Below are 17,378 nucleotides of genomic sequence, written 5' to 3'. Positions count from 1 at the left end.
ATCATTACTAACACTTATACCCCTACATATAGCAGGATATTAATTAGACTGTTGTACGAATTAATACCCCTAATAGAAAGCTAATAAAAGGGCCACTAATAAAACCAACACTTAATTAGATATTACTTATATTTAACAGACTATGTATAGATGGCCGTTTTTTAGTCATAAACGAATAAATAGCATTTTGTTTCAACCACACAAAAAAACACTAGATTGGAAAATGTGACTTTAATTCATATATTAGTAAGCTTATAGTCATCTACATTGTTGAGAGAATTATAATAAAAATAAAACGTTGGTTATATGATCAGATTCGACCCAATTAAAAACCGTATTTATAACGACGAACGTTCTATTAAAATAGGATATCGTGAGACTCGCGTTTTAGAGTTATTACTTAAAAACTCGCCCGAAATTGTTAGCAAACAAGATATTATTAACTTCGCATGGGGAAGCGAATTCATAGGGGATACTTCACTTGCGAAAAGCATAAGTTTAGTTCGCCAAGGGTTTGTTAGACTCGGCATCAAAGAGACTCCAATTGTAACTGTGCCAAAGATCGGTTACCGCCTTATCGATGAATGCGTATTTGTCGACTCGCAAGCAAGTAGCGTAACCTATATTCCTCTAGTACCCGTAAGCGACCATGTACCCATCAATACTCACGAGATTGACGCTCTTAGTGTTGAACAAACTTTATCTGACCACCAGCAATCCGTCTCCAACCGAAATAGGCTGTGCTACTTCACAACGGGTTGTTTACTGCTGGCATCGGCACTGCTGGCTTTTGCTAAAATTAACGATAGAAGCCTCGGTGATATCTACCCCGTCAACCGACTCAATGAACAGTGGATTGGTCAGATACAGGTTTTCCAAGAACACGATATCGTGTTAAGCCCTGAATTAGAAGCCATTCTCTATAAGTATCAATGCGATTGTGTGGCTTATATTAGCGAAGAACCGGGGCATTCTGAACTTTCCTTACTCGATAAAGCCACACGTCAATCCGTCAATATTTTTTACACACCTGCGCAATCGGACAGAGTCAGTGCTGAAATAGCATTATTCCTAAAGAGAGGCCAATTATGAAGCCATTCGTTGCGCTATCTTCTGCGTTACTTTTATTCGTTAGCATATGGCTTATCCCTTCCCCCCAACCACAGAAAGAGCACCGCTATCAGCATAGTGTGGTAGACCTTATGTTAGAAGGAAACGTATTACGTACCGATGGATTAACAAAGATAAGCAGCAATACCGTCTTACATCTCGTATCAGTTCAAGACGATCACATGCCCGATCCCATCGTTTTTCGATTCAAAGGTAGAGCAAGGCCTTCTCAATCATTATATTTTTCCATTTTAGGTACCATCGACTTAGTCTCTGTACAAAAAATAGAGAAAGCGATGAATGACACTCAATTCTCGCCTTACCTCCTGCTTAATAATGACCCATTAACGTTGAATATTGATGTTTTAAGTTCAAATGAATTATTTGCCATAATTCGAACCTGTAATACGGGTCGAACACAACTTCTAGCTAAGCGATAACTTAAGTTAATACCTATTATATTCATTATCAACTCTATTTAAACGCCGCGTTTCTTGGAAAGAACACCTCCTCCTCTCTTTAACCATTCATATAAAACGCAACAGGATTACGTCAAAATAAAATGACGTTAGAGTGCAGGTAATAAAATATAATTTTTCTAAAAATGGTTTGAGCTTTATCAAAAAAATTTTCTTTAGTTGCATACCCTTTCATTTAAATACAAAAACAACATTACAAGCCATTGAATTAAATCGGTAAATTAATTCAACCCTTTTCAGTATCTATCTATTTATCAACATGAAAAAGTGAACTTGTCTTGTTAAAAGCACGACGCACAAAACATTATCAAAATAGAAAAATTACAATAGAGGGAATTGTTAATGATTAGTATAAACAGAAGTCTCTTAGCAACCGCAGTGTTGTCTGTTCTATCAACCGGTGTAAACGCAAAGGTTTACCCAGACCAAATAGTGTTTGACCAACTTGGTGAAGATGTATGTCGCTCTGGTTATCGCCCTTTAGACCGTTATGAGGCTGAAGAACAAAAGAGTGCTTTGGTCGCTCGTATGGGCACTTGGCAGATCACAGGGCTGAAAGGAAACTGGGTGATCATGGGGCCTGGCTATCATGGCGAAATTAAACAATCGAGCAGCGGATCAACGTTCTGCTATCCCAACAATGACCAATCTGAAATTCCAAACTACTCTGCTAAAGCCGTCACAGAAGGCAGCGAGATAGATGTTGAATATGACTTAGTAAACAACCGCAATGATTTTGTACGCCCTCTTAGCTATCTGGCTCACAACCTAGGTTATGCGTGGGTTGGCGGGAATAACAGTCAGTATGTTGGTGAGGACATGACGATTAACCGCTCAGGCGACTCTTGGGTAATACAAGGCAACAACAGTGGTTCTTGTGATGGTTATCGCTGTAACGAAAAGACTAAGATCACCGTCGACAACTTTACCTACACCGTCAACGACAATAACTTTTGGCACGGCGATGTCGTCGAGTCCGATCGTGAACTGGTTAAGACCGTTTATGCAACGGCCAGAAACAGAAGTAACATCGCGCAACAAGTCGTTGTCGACCTCAAAGTTGATGAGTCAACAAACTGGTCTAAAACCAACAGCTATGGGTTCTCCGAAAGTGTTCAAACAGAGAATACATTCAAATGGCCTTTAGTTGGCGAGACTAAGCTAACGATTAAGTTAGAAGCAAACCAGAGCTTCGCTGAAACCAATGGCAACTCCACTAGCGAGCAAGTAACACTTCAAGCTCGTCCTATGGTTCCTGCGAATTCAGAGCTTCCGATTCGAGTTGAGCTGTATCGTTCAACCATCTCTTATCCTTACCGATTCAACGCTGACATCAGTTACGATGTTGAATTTAACGGCTTCCTTCGTTGGGGTGGTAACGCATGGCACACCCACCCAGACAACCGCCCGTACAAAGCTCACACCTTCACTATGGGCCGTAGCAGCAATGAATCAGCCGATATTCGCTACCAATGGGATCACCGATACATCCCAGGCGAAACGAAATGGTGGGACTGGGGCTGGGCTATCAAAGAAGCCGGTTTATCAAGCATGCAGTACGCGACTGGAGGAAGCTTACGCCCATTCCACTCTTACGTATCTGGCGATTTTAACGCTGAATCTCAATTTGCAGGCACCATTGAAATTGGCCAAGCAACACCAATTACCAACAGTGTTCGTAGCAAAAGAAGCGTTGATTCAGTCAATGAAACCACTGAGCGCATTGGCGATATCGAGGTTACTACCAACTTCAATGCCGATGAGTTGAGTGACTTAGGTTTCGAAGGCGCTGAGATGAACATCAGCGTTGTTGAATAACGCAGTAGCTCACATCTAACACTCGGTTTAGCAGTAACAAAAAAGCCCACGGCAGTGTTTATATACAAACCTAACGTGGGCTTTCTTCTTTTTAATTCAATTGTGTAGAGCCTTTAGGACGACTCTCAATAACCTATACCCAAAACGGTTCAGGTTATACTGGCTCTTCCATCAGAAGTTTAACGCCAAGCCCCACCAGCACCATGCCCGTCACACCTTCCATCCATTTCATGAAACTCGCATTCTTGAGCAAATTTTTAGCGGAGTTCAATGCACCTGCTAGGCTGCATTGCCACACCATCGCAATCATAAAGTGCACCGAAGCCATCACCATGGATTGCAATAAAGGTGAACCTTCAGGGTTTACGAATTGAGGCAGAAAAGCCAAATAGAAAACCGCCGTTTTCGGGTTCAGCACATTAGATAAGAAACCTTCACGCAAAGAACGCTTGGCGCTGTATGCTTGCTTGGCCTGCTCCCCGACCTGCATCCCTCCGCCATTTTTCATCAAAGCTCGTAAACTGCTTAAGCCAAGCCAAATCAGGTAAACCGCACCCACCATTTTAACGGCTTGAAAGAGCTCAGCTGATTGAGCAAGAATCGCAGAGATCCCCACAGCAGAGAAAAAGGCATGCACATAAAGGCCTCCACAAATACCTAAGCTGGTCATAACACCGTCAGCTAAGCCCGAGCGGCTAGTATTGCGGATCACCAATGCCGTATCTAAACCCGGCGTTAGCGTTAAAATAGTGATGGCAATCAGAAATGCCTCAAAGTTCAAAATATCCATATCATTATCATCTTTGTTTAGCGATTTATCATCAATACCGTGTATCTGAACAATTCGCAAGCAACAATTGTCATCAGCTATACAAGTCACTGATTTTGTGCACAATGGAACAGTTTAATTTGTTAAGAAATAGTAAATTCAAGGCATCTACCGCCTCAAGCTTTTATCGCTGTATCTTCTATCGCTGTACCTTCAACTACGAAGCACAGCGTCACTAAAAAGCAGAGCCATAATAAAAGTACATTAGAGATGAACCTTAAAGCCAACGCAGTCCTAAGGATCATTTAAAGAAACCAAATTAAGAGTAGTCAAATGAGCGCATTCAAAAAACTAGTCGAGCACTCTCAAAAATGTTCACGCTTTCAACATCTAGCCTCTATTTGTGGTTGGGACCAAGCTTCAATGATGCCATCTGGTGGTAATCAAGCTCGTAGTGAAGCGATGGCCGAGCTTTCGGTTCATATTCATGGGTTAATGACTCAACCACAGCTTGGCGATTGGATTTCAGACGCTGAAAACGAAGCTTTGAATGGCGAGCAACAATCGTCTCTGCGTGAAATTAAACGCCAATGGCAACAAGCCAACCTACTTCCTGAAAAGCTGGTTGAAGCTAAGTCTCTAGCGGGTTCAAAATGTGAACATGCGTGGCGTAGCCAACGTGGTAACAACGACTGGGTTGGATTCGAAAAGAACTGGCGTGAAGTGGTTGAGCTGTCTCGTGAAGAAGCGCAGATCCGCGCCGATGCAGCGAACCTAACACCTTATGATGCCATGCTGGATATCTATGAACCGGGAACGAGCTCTGCTTCACTTGATACCTTGTTTGCAGACGTTAAAACATGGCTACCAAGCCTGATCGACGAAGTGATCGAAAAGCAATCGAGCGAGCAATTTAACGCACCATCGGGCATCTATTCTACCGAGAAGCAGAAAGCTCTTGGCTTAGAAGTCATGAAGCTGCTTCAATTCGATTTTGAACACGGACGATTGGATGAAAGTGTTCACCCGTTCTGTGGTGGTGTGCCTTCAGACGTGCGTATCACGACTCGCTATGACGAAGCTGAATTCGTTCAATCATTAATGGGTATCGTGCACGAAACTGGGCACGCGCGTTACGAACAAGGCTTACCAAAGCACTTAGCTGGACAGCCAGCGGGTGAAGCTCGTTCTATGGGTATTCATGAATCTCAATCTTTATTTTTTGAGATGCAAGTTGGCCGCAGCGACCCATTCATTGGACACCTAGCAAACCTAGCGGGCCAACAGTTTTCTGGTTCTGAGTTTGAGCAAAAGAACTTCCAGAAGATCTACACTCGCGTGAAGAAAGACTTCATCCGTGTCGATGCCGATGAACTGACCTACCCTGCACACGTTATCTTACGTTACGAAATTGAACGTGACTTGATCAACGGCAACATCAAACACACCGATGTCCCAGAATTGTGGAACACTAAGATGCAGTCATATCTTGGTTTAAGTACTCAAGGTAATTTCACCAACGGCTGTATGCAAGACATCCACTGGACAGACGGCGCATTCGGTTACTTCCCGTCGTACACATTAGGTGCGATGTACGCGGCTCAGTTCATGGCTTCAATGAAGAAAACGGTAGATGTGAACGCTGTAATTGAAAGTGGTGCTCTTTCACCTATCTTCACTTGGTTAGAATCAAATATTTGGAGCAAAGGCAGCCTGCTGACCACCGACGACTTAGTGAAAGGTGCAACGGGCGAAACCTTGAACGCTCAGTATTTCAAAGACCACCTAAGAAGCCGTTACCTATAGTTTTCTAACAAAGAGTATTCTCAAAAAGAGCGTTCTAACAATGAACTCTCTAGCAAAGAAAGCTAGGTAATAGCCGAATAAAAAAGGCTGAGCAGATTATCTGACTCAGCCTTTTTCGCTTTTTAGACCTAGATCATTTATCGCCAGTGAGCATACCGAAGAAGATCTGTCTCGACTCTGGTGTATTGTCTCTATGCGTTTCGTATTTCACGTGTGTATCTGCATTAGCGGATGGCGATAGCTTAATGCTCCAAAGCGCTTTCAGTTGGTTCGGTACGATTGAATATCGGACATCGATAATACGCAGTTCATCCATTGGATCTTGTGCCACATAGCCATTCGAAAACCATCGAAACCGTTCAATATCTCTCGCTTGTTGTGAATTCGGGTCGATCCAAGGGAAATCTCGGCTAACATTGAGTTTAGCGATCGATTCTCCAGGATATGTCTTAACCGAGGTGCCGACCCGCACAGCATCTACATAGTATCGATGCTCTGTTTCGTACACCACTTTCCAAACTAAAATGTTCGCAAAGCTCGGCTTAGCCTCTAACCGAATCGGCTGATGTTGTCTTTCTTCCGCTAATTGCCATCCAACTGCCTCCGCCCTGTCTCTCTGAATCATCCCTAATGTTGGATAAATTAGAGCCCAAACAAACGCAACACGTGCAAGCCAAGGCGCTCGTTTCAACGTTGCAAACGCAAGTAATACTAAGATGGGAAGCGTATAAATAGGATCGATGATTGAAATGGTATTCCAAGCAAAACGGGCGTTGGTGAAAGGCCAAAGTAACTGGGTGCCATAAGTGGTACAAGCATCTAACAGTGCATGAGTACCATAACCCAGAGCACAAAAAAGCCAGCTTTGTTTGAAAGAGAGTCCACGCCTTTTTGCAATGAGATGATGCAAAACCAAGGCACAAATCAAACTGCCAATGGGAATAAAAAAAAGTGAATGGGTAAATTGCCGATGGAACTCCAAAGCCAACAGAGGATCGCTCTGTGATCGAATAAACGCATCTAAATCCGGCGCCATTCCAGAGAGTAATCCTAATACCCCAGCGACAACCAAGTTCTGTTTTTTGCTTGCCGACTGTGACAAAGAAGCGCCTAGCACGCCCTGCGTTAAAGGATCCATAAATCACTCATTGATAGCATTCCGTTGAATCAAACAAGATACATTTAGCTATAGCAGTGAATTGGGTTAAACAGCAATATTTTCTGAACATACTCATGCACATAACCGTAAAAACATCGGCTACACACATAAAAAAAGCAGCACAAGGCTGCTCTTTTCTATTTGTTCATGTTGAGCTATCTATTCATAGCTACCTTATATCTACAGTTGCCTTATACCTACAGCTGCCTTATATCTACAGACCTAATAAATAGTCTGACGAATGGTAACTAACTAGCCACCATACTTACCGCAATAACGAGCAACAATACTGAGAAGATTTTCTTAATCGTTGGAACCGGTAAATGATTGGTTGCTTTTGCGCCTAAAGGGGCCGTAAACCAAGAGGTACACACGATACCCAGCAAAGCAGGCAGATAAACAAAACCAGCAAATCCATCGGTTAGAGCAAACTGGCTGCTGCCCGAACTGATATAGCCGATTGAACCAAATAACGCGATAACAATGCCACAAGCAGACGCACAACCGATGGCCTTTTTCATATCGACAGAGAAAAACGTCAACAGCGGAACCAATAATGCACCACCACCAATGCCAATCATCGCAGACAAACCGCCCGTGATCGTTGTCAAGACGGTTAAGATGCCCTTATTTGGCAGTTTTCTTTCTTTAAGCGCGTCGTTTTTGCTGCTTAAGAACATCTTTATTGCGATAAGAACCACACTCACTGCAAACACAATACGAACAACTTTTTCTGGCAACAAAGCCGCCATAAAGCCACTAACTAATGCGCCAAGAGCAACACCGAGCATGATCCAAGGCGCCAAATCCCAAGGCACGTTTCCATTCTTGTGGTGAGCAAGTGCAGAAGAAGTTGAGGTGAACAGTATCGATGCCAACGAAGTAGCGATGGCCGCAACAACCACTTGATCCGCAGGTAAAATCTCTAAGTGAAGTAAAATGCTGCTTAGCACCGGAACAATGATCAGCCCTCCGCCAATCCCCAAAAGCCCGGCAAGAAAACCAACACCACTGCCTAATAATGCACAGTATAAAATCAACAACAGCAATTCACTCATTTCATCCATCTCTTAATTAAATTAATTGTCTTAAATAACGCACTATTAATGTGGTTATATTTCCATCAAGCTAATTAATATAACTGACACCGACTTAAACATTCAAACAGAATAGATCATGAATATTCCTCATGTTCAATGTGAAGTAATACCATTGTTAAAGGTGAACCTATCCACGTATAAAAACCTTAAGCGATTAACTTTATACGACAGTAATGCTACTAAGCATTAATTTCAGACAGCATAGCCTTCGATTCTTAATCCGGTCACAAGCAAAAAATAAAAGCCGTTTTAATACTAAAGACCGAGAGAATCAGAAAACAAATTGGGATACCAAATCAGCATGAATAAAGAATTTAATTTTACGATTAAGAGCATTAGCCTCGACGAAAACTACCAGCCTGCAGACAGCACGCGTATCACAACCAACTTTGCTAACCTAGCTCGCGGTGACAGTCGTCAAGCGAACTTACGTAATGCACTACAAATGATCGATAATAGTTTCAACGCGTTAGCACACTGGGACAACCCTAAGGGCGACCGTTACTCTGTTGAGCTTGAAATCATTTCTGTTGATATGGACATTGAAAGCAACGGCGAAGCATTCCCTTCAATTGAAGTGCTGAAAACCAATATTCTGGACCGTAAAACCAACGAGCGTATTGAAGGCATTATCGGAAATAACTTTTCTTCTTATGTTAGAGATTATGACTTTAGCGTACTTCTGTTGGATCATAATAAAGGCCAAGATAAATTCAGTATTCCAGAAGATTTTGGTGATTTACACGGCAAGCTTTTTAAATATTTTGTTAACTCTGAAGCTTACAAACAGAACTTTAATAAACCACCTGTTATTTGCTTAAGTGTGTCAGATAATAAAACCTATTACCGCACTGAAAACCAACACCCAGTATTAGGTTTTGAATACCAACCGAATGAGTCTTCTTTAACTGAGCAATATTTTAAGAAGATGGGCTTACAGGTTCGTTATTTCATGCCGCCAAACAGTGTTGCACCTTTAGCTTTCTATTTCTTTGGTGATCTGCTGAACGATTACTCTAACCTCGAGCTTATCAGCACCATCAGCACCATGGGTACGTTCCAGAAAATCTACCGACCTGAGATTTACAACGCGAACGCGGTTGCGGGCAACTGTTACCAACCAAACTTGAAAAACTTGGATCACTCGCTAACTCAAATCGTGTACGACCGTGAAGAGCGAGGCCAACTAGCGGTTGAGCAAGGTAAGTTCGCAGAAGAGAATTTCATTAAGCCATACCAATCAGTTCTCGATAACTGGTCGGCAAATTACGCACTTTAATCGTCTATTGCGCGCTCAAATCATCCAAGGATAGGCAGTATTATTATGAAAACACTATTACCGACTTCAACAGCGGGCAGTTTGCCGAAACCGTCTTGGCTTGCACAACCAGAGACGCTTTGGTCGCCATGGAAACTTCAAGGCGCTGAACTCACAGACGGCAAACAAGATGCGCTGCGTGTGTCTCTGCACGAGCAACAGCAAGCAGGCATTGATATTGTGAGTGACGGCGAACAAACACGTCAGCACTTTGTAACGACCTTCATTGAACACTTGAATGGCGTTGATTTTGAAAAGCGTGAAACCGTTAAAATCCGCGACCGTTACGATGCAAGTGTACCTACAGTGGTTGGCCCAGTTTCTCGTCAGAAATCCGTGTTTGTTGAAGATGCAAAGTTCTTACGCCAGCAAACCGACCAACCGATCAAATGGGCTCTGCCGGGGCCTATGACCATGATTGATACACTTTACGATGCGCATTACCAAAGCCGTGAAAAACTGGCGTGGGAATTTGCGAAGATCCTCAACGAAGAAGCGAAAGAATTAGAAGCTGCAGGCGTTGATATTATTCAGTTCGATGAACCTGCGTTTAACGTGTTTTTTGATGAAGTGAATGATTGGGGTATTGCTTGCTTGGAAAGAGCCATTGAAGGGCTTAAGTGCGAAACAGCAGTGCATATTTGTTATGGCTACGGCATTAAAGCGAATACCGATTGGAAAAAAACGTTAGGCACAGAGTGGCGCCAATACGAAGAAGTGTTTCCTAAGCTGCAGCAATCGAATATCGATATTATCTCTTTAGAGTGCCACAACTCTCATGTACCACTTGAGCTACTAGAACTGGTTCGAGGCAAAAAAGTGATGGTCGGAGCGATCGATGTAGCTACCGATTCCATTGAAACTCCGGAAGAAGTGGCCAACACTCTGCGAGAAACACTTAAGTATGTTGATGCAGACAAACTCTACCCTTGCACTAACTGCGGCATGGCACCCCTGCCTCGCGAAATTGCCTCAGCGAAGCTTAATGCGCTAAGTGCAGGAGCAGAGATCGTTCGTAAAGAGCTTTCAGCTTAACGCTTCCCCAACGAACAAAACTATGCTCTGAAGCCTAAGTATCACATTGATGCTTAGGCTTTCGTACTATTCTCAACTGCCATTCTCTATTTATCTATTTATCTAAGAAGGTAGCCATCTTCTTCAGAGTGATTAACGCCTTATCAAGCTCGTCTCTTTCAATGCCTTCAGCGCCACTTTCAGCCCATACTTCCTGTTTTTTATCTAATAGCGAATACGCTTCTTTACCCTTTTCAGTCATATTAACCAATTTTGCTTTCTTGTGATTTGGGTTATCAAGCCAAGTCAGTAAGCCATCTTTCACCATGATGTCGGTAACACGCTGAGTCGCTTGTCTGCTTTGCCCCATAATACGAGCAATTTGAGAAACCGTGACCAGATCATCCGACTTTTCGATCGCCCCCATCACCTTCCATCTGGCACTGCTTAACCCTAACTCTTCGGTTAATTTGTCACCCTCAGCATTCAATAGACCACTGACCTTAAAGATCTCAAGTGCGATCTTTGTGAAAACTTCTCCATTCGTATCCATAACACTCACTTTGACAACATGCTGTCATTAAATTAGACTTAAACCAAGTTGACAACATGTTACCGAATTAAAGGCGTAAATGATATGAAACCAATAATCCACAGAACAGCAGCATTAATATCAACACTTTGTGTCGCTACATTCTTTACCAGCACGTTGCTTGTAGAACTGTTTGGCACTTTGGAATCAGTGAAGCTAGTCAAGTCGATGATCGTTTTTCCCGGCTTGTTTATTCTTGTCCCATCCATTGCTATCACGGGTGCGACCGGTGCAGCTATGGCAAAACAACGTAAAGGGAAAATAGTTGAGCGTAAAAGTAAACGCATGCCAATTATCGCGTTCAACGGGATCGTTATTTTGATTCCGGCCGCGTACTTTTTGAATCAATGGGCAAGTTTAGGAGAGTTCGACTCAGTGTTTTATGGCGTTCAGGTTTTAGAACTGATAGCAGGCGCGACCAACCTAACACTGATGTCTTTGAATATTATGGACGGTAGAAAGTTTCGCCCTAAGAAGGTAAAACAAGGCTAAGACCATCGTGTTTAAGCAAACAGATGAGCTTTATACGCGGCTGTTTACCAGGTTTTATCTAGGTCTTGAGCATATAAAGAGATCGCTCGTTGGTACTCTTTGATCGCTTCACTATTAGTCGTGGAAACCAAAAGCTCAAGTAACAGCGATGTCGCCTCTCTATGGCGACCTAAATTGTACAAGCACATTGCGTAAAAAGGTTTCACTTCTATCGAGTCAGGATACTCAGCCATAGCCTGTTCGAAATAGCTTAAAGCCTCTGCATAAAGGCCAAGGCTTCGATAAGTACTCGCCAAACCAAACAGCGCATCAAAACGCTCTACTAAAGAAAGCACGCCAGACAGAGACAACACATAGTGCTCTATGGCCTGTTGCTCTTTACCTTGGTTGTCGTAAGACCACGCAATCTGTAAATGAGCTTTTGCTGCATAACTTTTATCGCTTAGCAGCGTCGCCAATAAGTCACGAGATTCTTGATACTTTTCTTCTTTTCGCAATTCGATTGCTTGTTTGATAATCGTATCCATACTTCCCTCTGAAACGCTTTGCTATGCGAGTATTTCTTCAAACATTTGCTTATATGATTTAGTCTGTAACGTAGATCGCCTTAGCCCGAATTGACTCGCCAATAACTCAAGTTCATCTTTATAAGCGGATAGCTTAGACTCATCATTCGTCATGATAGCAAACTCAGCAAAATCACCGATACCCGCAAGAGAATCGACCGTGATATGGAACTCTCCAACAAAGTAAATACTGCGAGTTTTCTGCGCTTTAAGAATCACTTCGTATCCCAAGTTTTCTAGCATGCTCTTGGCATTCGTCGCATCGGTGATATTTGTCGCTTCGCATCGATCAGGCTCAGGGCCTTTTACAATCCATAACTTGATGCCCGACGGCTCCATAGTACGAATACACAAGCTTTTGTTCTGAGCCTGTAAGCTTCTATCAGGGCTATCGAAATACCAATCGCATTCTAGGTTGTCTTGCAGCATTACTTCATGAGGAATTAGGTTCAAAGTTTTCAAGAACTCAGACTTAGAGCTAAGTCGATACTTCAGCTCAACCTCATATTTACCTTTGAAATGATCGTTAGTCATAGATTAGCTCGATGCAAAAAAGGCGATACTAGCACCTTTAGGAAGGTAGATATTGCGTTTTTGCATCGCTCCTTTCGTGTATGAAAGCTTGATAACTGACCCGATATCAAAAGGAAGAATATTTCCCTGTAACTTGATATCGCAAGCGTGACCATCGAAACAGACATGATTGTTCGATATTTCAAAAGAGCTATTGCGAAACTGCCACCATAGCGTCACGACTTTTAATACCGCAACAGAACTGAGCATCAACCCAATAGTAGGCAGTGATTGAGGGTTACCATCAAATAGCCAATAAACAGACAACAATAAGAATGCAGCGAGTGTGAACTCAAGCAGTGTATATTTAACAAAATTTAATTGGATACGGTTATCCATGACACCCTCTCAATGATGATCCTAAAAGCAGCTCCATTTCAACGAGCCCTTTAACTTCAGAAACCTTTGTAAAACCTTTTGATTGATATAGCTTAATAGCGGGATTCTCACTGAACACTCGTAACACTAACTGAGTCGATGATTGATTGTTCGCATGTTCAATCACTAAATCCAAACATTTAGAACCAAAGCCTCTGCCTTGGTATTCAGCTAATATCTGCAAGTCCCTAAGAAACGTTGTATCACTGGTGTAACTGAAGCGAATAACACCAATACGGCTATCCCCCACATAAGCCTCATAGTTATCCAGCTCATCCCAGCTACGTAAAAACTGACTATGGCCCCAAGCGATACCACGAGCTTGGTAGTAATTCGTCATATTCGTTTTGGTGATCGATTCAGCGAACTTAGGATCGGAACCTTTGACTAACCTTACTTCCATATAGTGTCCTTTGTTTCTAAATCAAACATTGAGCAATACGTAATTAAAGTACCAAGAGTATTGCATCGTGTTTGAACCATCCTAATCAATCTGATTCCTTGTTTAACGCCTTCTCTAACCACATTGAACTGATGTATTGACCGTTTTTCTTTGCATATTCATTGAACACTCCGACTTCTCGAAATCCAAAACTTTTATGAAGTGCTATTGAAGCCTCATTAGGTAAAGCAACACCTGAGAGTACGCGGTGAACACCATAATCACTAATCGATGCAAATAGCTGAGAATAAAGCTTAGAGCCTAAACCTTTACCTTGAGCTTCTGCCGCAAGATAAATAGTGACCTATGCGGTATCTTCAAATGCCGATATAGCCCGGTATTGCTGAGAACACACGAAACCTAATAACGCACCATTTTCTATCGCGACATAAAGTTGATGTTTGCTGTTGTTTGAAAACTGAGCGAACCACTGCTGGCGATTTTCCAACGAAAATTTCTCTTCTTCAAAACGCGCGTTGGTATGTTCAATATAGAAGTTGAATATATCAGTAATTCCTTCAACGTCAGACAAGGTTCCTATTCTAATGTCCATGTAATGTCCTTTTTCATTTGTGCTTTAAACACCCAAACCAACACATAAAATACACAACACACATAGAGTCATCTTTGGAGGGTTAGTATGTAGACTCTTGCCAGTTGTACTCCATTTGCCGAGCGACTACCGTGGCAAATTCTAAACCATAGCGCTCAGATATCAGATGTAAACTCATGTCGATGCCTGAAGAAATGCCTCCTGAAGTTGTGTACTTCTCCGACGTTACCCATCGTTTATCACTAACCACATTTAAATCAGGAAACTGTAATGCCAAATCGGAAATATCTTCCCAATGGGTAGTGACAGTTAACCCCTTAAGTAAGCCAGCTTTAGCCAATAAAAACACGCCAGTACAAACTGACACAATTTGTTCAGCATTTGGCTCAACGGATACCAACCAATCCAGTACATTCGACTTGTTCATCTCGTCAGTATGCACACCGCCAACTACCATTAACAAATCTATCTCTGGATGATTTTGTAACGAGTAGTCAGTCAGAACCTTAAACCCACCACGGGCGACAACTGGCTCGGTGTGCTCAGAAACCATGAATACATTTAGATCTTCAGCACCTAAGCGCTTTGCCGTACTAAAAACTTCAAATGGGCCAGAGAAATCGAGAACTTCTGCTTGATTATAAATATATATACCGATGTTCATTGTACCTCCATGTACAAAATGATGAATATTTTGGCCTACCTTCGCATCTTATTTAACTAATTAACACACCTGTTTAAAAACTCGAACATGTAGATAATTGACTTGTTTACAGCTGCCTATTTTCAACTGCGATAGAAAGAAGATGTGCCTGTATAACAGAGATCGTGAACACGATTAACGGCACGACTATTGAAAATAACGAGACGAAAATTATAAAGCCAGACATAAACAACTTCTCAATGTAACCAGTGCTATGAGCCCAATCCGCAACGTGGCCGTCTGCAAAAAGACCGAATGCACCATAATAATAAAATGCATAAATCACAGCAGACTTATGCCATGAACCTCGTTGAAGGTCATCTATTGTATAAATCGATGCGAAGCCAGCTAAAACAACGCCCAACCATAAGAACACAAAGTCGATCGGGTAAACTGACGCTGTAGCTAGATAGTCTCCTCGAGAAATTAGCCATACAATTCCAAATCCTATAGTAAGCGTAATGAACGCATTTTTAATTATTAACCATCTCATACTTTCCTCCTGGATTTAGTATGGATAGATGCCAATATAGGATTGTATGAAAACCCGATCTTTTCGAGCTGCCTCAATAAATTTGGAGAGAGGCGTCAACGTGCGTTAGGAATTGGGCAACACCAAGCACGTTAACCATAATCACTGTGCATTCAATATTTGCGATTCAAAGAATCGAAGATCGATTAACTTGTTCGCCCTTCTGAATGCGTAGGTAAGTCTGGTTGTAATTCACACCAATTCGCTTTGTAGTTTGTATAAATCTGAGCATCAATTTTGACTGGAATATCCACGTCGAATGTCGATATCGCTAGTTCGATGTTTTCTAAAGGTTCCCCTTGTACTCTGAAGCCTAAACTTGAACCACAGTTGGAACAGAATGTTCGTATTGTGCCGTTTGATGCCACAAACTCTTTGAGTAAATCAATGCCGGAAAGCCAGCTCAAGCCTTGAACACCAACTGACGTACCAAAAGCTGCGCCGTGAAATTTTCGGCACATTGAACAATGACAGTTTGCTGCCTTTTCGCTGAATCCATCAACCGAAAAGCGAACACTTCCACACAAACACGAACCTTTAAAAGCTGTACTCATCCTGAGTCTCCTTCCCTTTCATATACTGTGTTACCCACTGGTTAAATTGGACTTCTAACCATTTAACGCATTACGCCAATATTGCACTGTTTTATCCGAGACAGAACCTGTTTCACTGGCCGCGGCGATAAAAAAGTCACATAAGTTAGTCGCCACTTCTTCATTGCCTAACAAGTACGAAACTGAAAATGCTATTAAGTGAGCTATCTTTAATGCTAACGTGATTGTGGTTCGATCTGTCGGCTATTGAGCCAACTACACTAAAACTTGGCGAGTGTTCCTGATGAAGTAATGCACCTGACGTTCAATTTTTAAATCGACCATCTCTGTTGGACGACACCCATTTGGACATGCCATACGAGGTGTTGTGCCAAATAATCGACAAATTAATGGTCGCTCTTCATATACCTCACAGCCATTGGGCCCTAAATGCACACAATTATATTCATTTAAGGCAGCTTCATGCTCAGCGTCAGACTTCACTGGTAGCCGCGACATTTCTTCAGAAGAAGTCGTTACGGGCCCACAACAATCATGACAGCCCTTAACGCATTCAAACACCGGAATACTCTCGCGGAGGTATGCAATTATTTCTCTATTATTGTTCATCAATATCTTCTTCTCATGTAATACGCGACCATTATAGAGCAATACATAATTCGCTAGAAGTTGAGAATTAACCTAAATCTAAGGTACCGCAGTCATAGAACCATCAGCATAAGTTTTATGGATATTTGATAATAGAGAATCCATATAAGTCAGCACAAACTTGAACTCACAACTACGCACCGATTACACTAAACTAAGTTGAAACAGAAAATATCATCCGCTGACTGTCGGCTTGAACCGTTTGCTATAAGCATGTTTTTACATAGATAAACGTGCTATCGAGTTCCCCTGATGGCAAACGCCTAGTATTAACTAACTGTGCTTCAAGATAATAACCGCACCGCTTTGCAACAGCCTGACTTTTAAGGTTTGATCCTGCCATTTTGATCTCAACTCGTATAGCACCTTTATCATCAAATGCATATTGTTCAACTAAACGAATGGCTTCAGTTATGTAGCCAAAGCCTGTTTTTGATGTTTGTAACCAATAACCAATTTCAAAATACGGCACAGATTCATCTCTAATGATAAAACCTACAACGCCTATAAACGAACCCGTTTTCTTTTCGATGATATTAAACCAAAACTCCCCGGTAAAATTGGAGAAGTTAATGGCAGCTTCTTTGATATTACCTTCAAGAGTTTTTGTAGTTAAAGAGTTTGAGACCCAAGGTAAAAACTGGGAAAACTCCGGCTTACATTCCTCAATAACGACATACATAGCATCGGTGAATTTTAATGATGGAGGCATCAATTTGAGTCTTTCACTTTCCATTTTAACTCCTAGGAGAGGGAATGTTTGTAGCGTCTT

Annotated in this window: 20 protein-coding genes and 2 pseudogenes; 7 read left to right on the top strand and 15 right to left on the bottom strand. The window is 42.0% G+C overall.

The features are described 5' to 3' along the window. Positions 1-306 precede the first annotated feature (306 nt). The 3 genes from AACW75_RS05775 (at position 307) to AACW75_RS05765 (ending at position 3,407) form a co-directional block, all read left to right on the top strand. Positions 307-1,092, top strand: a complete 786-nt coding sequence (locus tag AACW75_RS05775; protein ID WP_135456380.1) for a winged helix-turn-helix domain-containing protein — start codon at positions 307-309, stop codon at positions 1,090-1,092. Beyond that, positions 1,089-1,550 (top strand): hypothetical protein, encoded by a 462-nt coding sequence (locus AACW75_RS05770; protein ID WP_102552869.1) that lies wholly within the window; start codon positions 1,089-1,091, stop codon positions 1,548-1,550. Before AACW75_RS05775 ends, AACW75_RS05770 begins: the two co-directional genes overlap by 4 nt. Before the next feature lie 381 nt (positions 1,551-1,931). Then, entirely contained in the window at positions 1,932-3,407 is a 1,476-nt protein-coding gene (locus AACW75_RS05765; protein ID WP_145570215.1) for an aerolysin family beta-barrel pore-forming toxin, read from the top strand. A gap of 154 nt (positions 3,408-3,561) precedes the next feature. Here the strand turns inward: AACW75_RS05765 and AACW75_RS05760 are convergent, their stop codons facing one another. Further along, complete coding sequence (locus AACW75_RS05760) at positions 3,562-4,197, bottom strand: LysE family translocator (protein ID WP_145570213.1); 636 nt, start codon at positions 4,195-4,197, stop codon at positions 3,562-3,564. 312 nt (positions 4,198-4,509) lie between these two features. Between AACW75_RS05760 and AACW75_RS05755 the strand changes: the two genes are divergently transcribed. Continuing rightward, positions 4,510-5,982 carry a carboxypeptidase M32 gene (locus AACW75_RS05755; RefSeq protein ID WP_237297669.1) on the top strand — a complete coding sequence of 491 codons (1,473 nt, stop codon included), beginning with the start codon at positions 4,510-4,512 and terminating at the stop codon, positions 5,980-5,982. A gap of 133 nt (positions 5,983-6,115) precedes the next feature. On the opposite strand, the gene AACW75_RS05750 is transcribed toward AACW75_RS05755, so the two are convergent. Both AACW75_RS05750 and AACW75_RS05745 read right to left on the bottom strand, forming a co-directional pair. Then, entirely contained in the window at positions 6,116-7,120 is a 1,005-nt protein-coding gene (locus AACW75_RS05750; RefSeq protein WP_145570211.1) for a metal-dependent hydrolase, read from the bottom strand. A gap of 269 nt (positions 7,121-7,389) precedes the next feature. Continuing rightward, positions 7,390-8,199 carry a sulfite exporter TauE/SafE family protein gene (locus AACW75_RS05745; RefSeq protein WP_145570209.1) on the bottom strand — a complete coding sequence of 270 codons (810 nt, stop codon included), beginning with the start codon at positions 8,197-8,199 and terminating at the stop codon, positions 7,390-7,392. A gap of 343 nt (positions 8,200-8,542) precedes the next feature. On the opposite strand from AACW75_RS05745, the gene AACW75_RS05740 reads away from it, so the two are divergent. Beyond that, entirely contained in the window at positions 8,543-9,520 is a 978-nt protein-coding gene (locus AACW75_RS05740) for a DUF1852 domain-containing protein (protein WP_029224723.1), read from the top strand. 45 nt (positions 9,521-9,565) lie between these two features. Then, entirely contained in the window at positions 9,566-10,594 is a 1,029-nt protein-coding gene (locus AACW75_RS05735; RefSeq protein WP_017081032.1) for a methionine synthase, read from the top strand. A 94-nt stretch (positions 10,595-10,688) separates the two neighbouring features. Here the strand turns inward: AACW75_RS05735 and AACW75_RS05730 are convergent, their stop codons facing one another. After that, the gene (locus tag AACW75_RS05730; protein ID WP_017072718.1) at positions 10,689-11,126 is read right to left on the bottom strand and encodes a MarR family winged helix-turn-helix transcriptional regulator; all 438 of its coding nucleotides are present in this window, start codon (positions 11,124-11,126) and stop codon (positions 10,689-10,691) included. An 84-nt stretch (positions 11,127-11,210) separates the two neighbouring features. Here AACW75_RS05730 and AACW75_RS05725 point away from each other — a divergent pair, with 84 nt between their 5' ends. Beyond that, positions 11,211-11,657: a hypothetical protein gene (locus tag AACW75_RS05725; protein ID WP_135456400.1), complete on the top strand. Its 447-nt coding sequence runs from the start codon at positions 11,211-11,213 to the stop codon at positions 11,655-11,657. A gap of 44 nt (positions 11,658-11,701) precedes the next feature. Here the strand turns inward: AACW75_RS05725 and AACW75_RS05720 are convergent, their stop codons facing one another. The 11 genes and pseudogenes from AACW75_RS05720 to AACW75_RS05675 form a co-directional block, all read right to left on the bottom strand. Beyond that, positions 11,702-12,184 carry a tetratricopeptide repeat protein gene (locus tag AACW75_RS05720; protein WP_145570206.1) on the bottom strand — a complete coding sequence of 161 codons (483 nt, stop codon included), beginning with the start codon at positions 12,182-12,184 and terminating at the stop codon, positions 11,702-11,704. 21 nt (positions 12,185-12,205) lie between these two features. Then, a complete protein-coding gene (gene cyaB, locus AACW75_RS05715) occupies positions 12,206-12,757 on the bottom strand; it encodes a class IV adenylate cyclase (RefSeq protein ID WP_145570204.1) in 552 nt (183 codons plus the stop codon). Between the two features lie 3 nt (positions 12,758-12,760). Continuing rightward, positions 12,761-13,135 carry a hypothetical protein gene (locus AACW75_RS05710; RefSeq protein ID WP_145570202.1) on the bottom strand — a complete coding sequence of 125 codons (375 nt, stop codon included), beginning with the start codon at positions 13,133-13,135 and terminating at the stop codon, positions 12,761-12,763. After that, positions 13,128-13,577: a GNAT family N-acetyltransferase gene (locus AACW75_RS05705; RefSeq protein WP_017072723.1), complete on the bottom strand. Its 450-nt coding sequence runs from the start codon at positions 13,575-13,577 to the stop codon at positions 13,128-13,130. The genes AACW75_RS05710 and AACW75_RS05705 overlap by 8 nt, the downstream gene beginning before the upstream one ends. A gap of 85 nt (positions 13,578-13,662) precedes the next feature. Beyond that, positions 13,663-14,169: pseudogene (locus AACW75_RS05700) on the bottom strand (GNAT family N-acetyltransferase). 82 nt (positions 14,170-14,251) lie between these two features. Continuing rightward, complete coding sequence (locus AACW75_RS05695) at positions 14,252-14,833, bottom strand: DJ-1/PfpI family protein (protein ID WP_145570200.1); 582 nt, start codon at positions 14,831-14,833, stop codon at positions 14,252-14,254. A gap of 106 nt (positions 14,834-14,939) precedes the next feature. Further along, positions 14,940-15,365, bottom strand: coding sequence for a hypothetical protein (locus tag AACW75_RS05690; protein WP_135456411.1), 426 nt, complete (start codon positions 15,363-15,365; stop codon positions 14,940-14,942). 185 nt (positions 15,366-15,550) lie between these two features. After that, positions 15,551-15,958: a GFA family protein gene (locus AACW75_RS05685; RefSeq protein WP_145570198.1), complete on the bottom strand. Its 408-nt coding sequence runs from the start codon at positions 15,956-15,958 to the stop codon at positions 15,551-15,553. Positions 15,959-16,012: 54 nt separating this feature from the next. Beyond that, a pseudogene (locus AACW75_RS26550) lies at positions 16,013-16,135 on the bottom strand (opioid growth factor receptor-related protein); the annotation flags it as partial. 78 nt (positions 16,136-16,213) lie between these two features. Continuing rightward, positions 16,214-16,567, bottom strand: coding sequence for a YkgJ family cysteine cluster protein (locus AACW75_RS05680; RefSeq protein WP_145570196.1), 354 nt, complete (start codon positions 16,565-16,567; stop codon positions 16,214-16,216). 244 nt (positions 16,568-16,811) lie between these two features. Further along, positions 16,812-17,342, bottom strand: a complete 531-nt coding sequence (locus AACW75_RS05675) for a GNAT family N-acetyltransferase (RefSeq protein ID WP_145570194.1) — start codon at positions 17,340-17,342, stop codon at positions 16,812-16,814. Between the last annotated feature and the right edge of the window lie 36 nt (positions 17,343-17,378).

Origin of the sequence: Vibrio sp. L3-7, assembly GCF_963898195.1 — a bacterium.
Classification (GTDB): Bacteria; Pseudomonadota; Gammaproteobacteria; order Enterobacterales; family Vibrionaceae; genus Vibrio; species Vibrio echinoideorum.
This window is presented reverse-complemented; position numbering and strand designations above follow the sequence as displayed.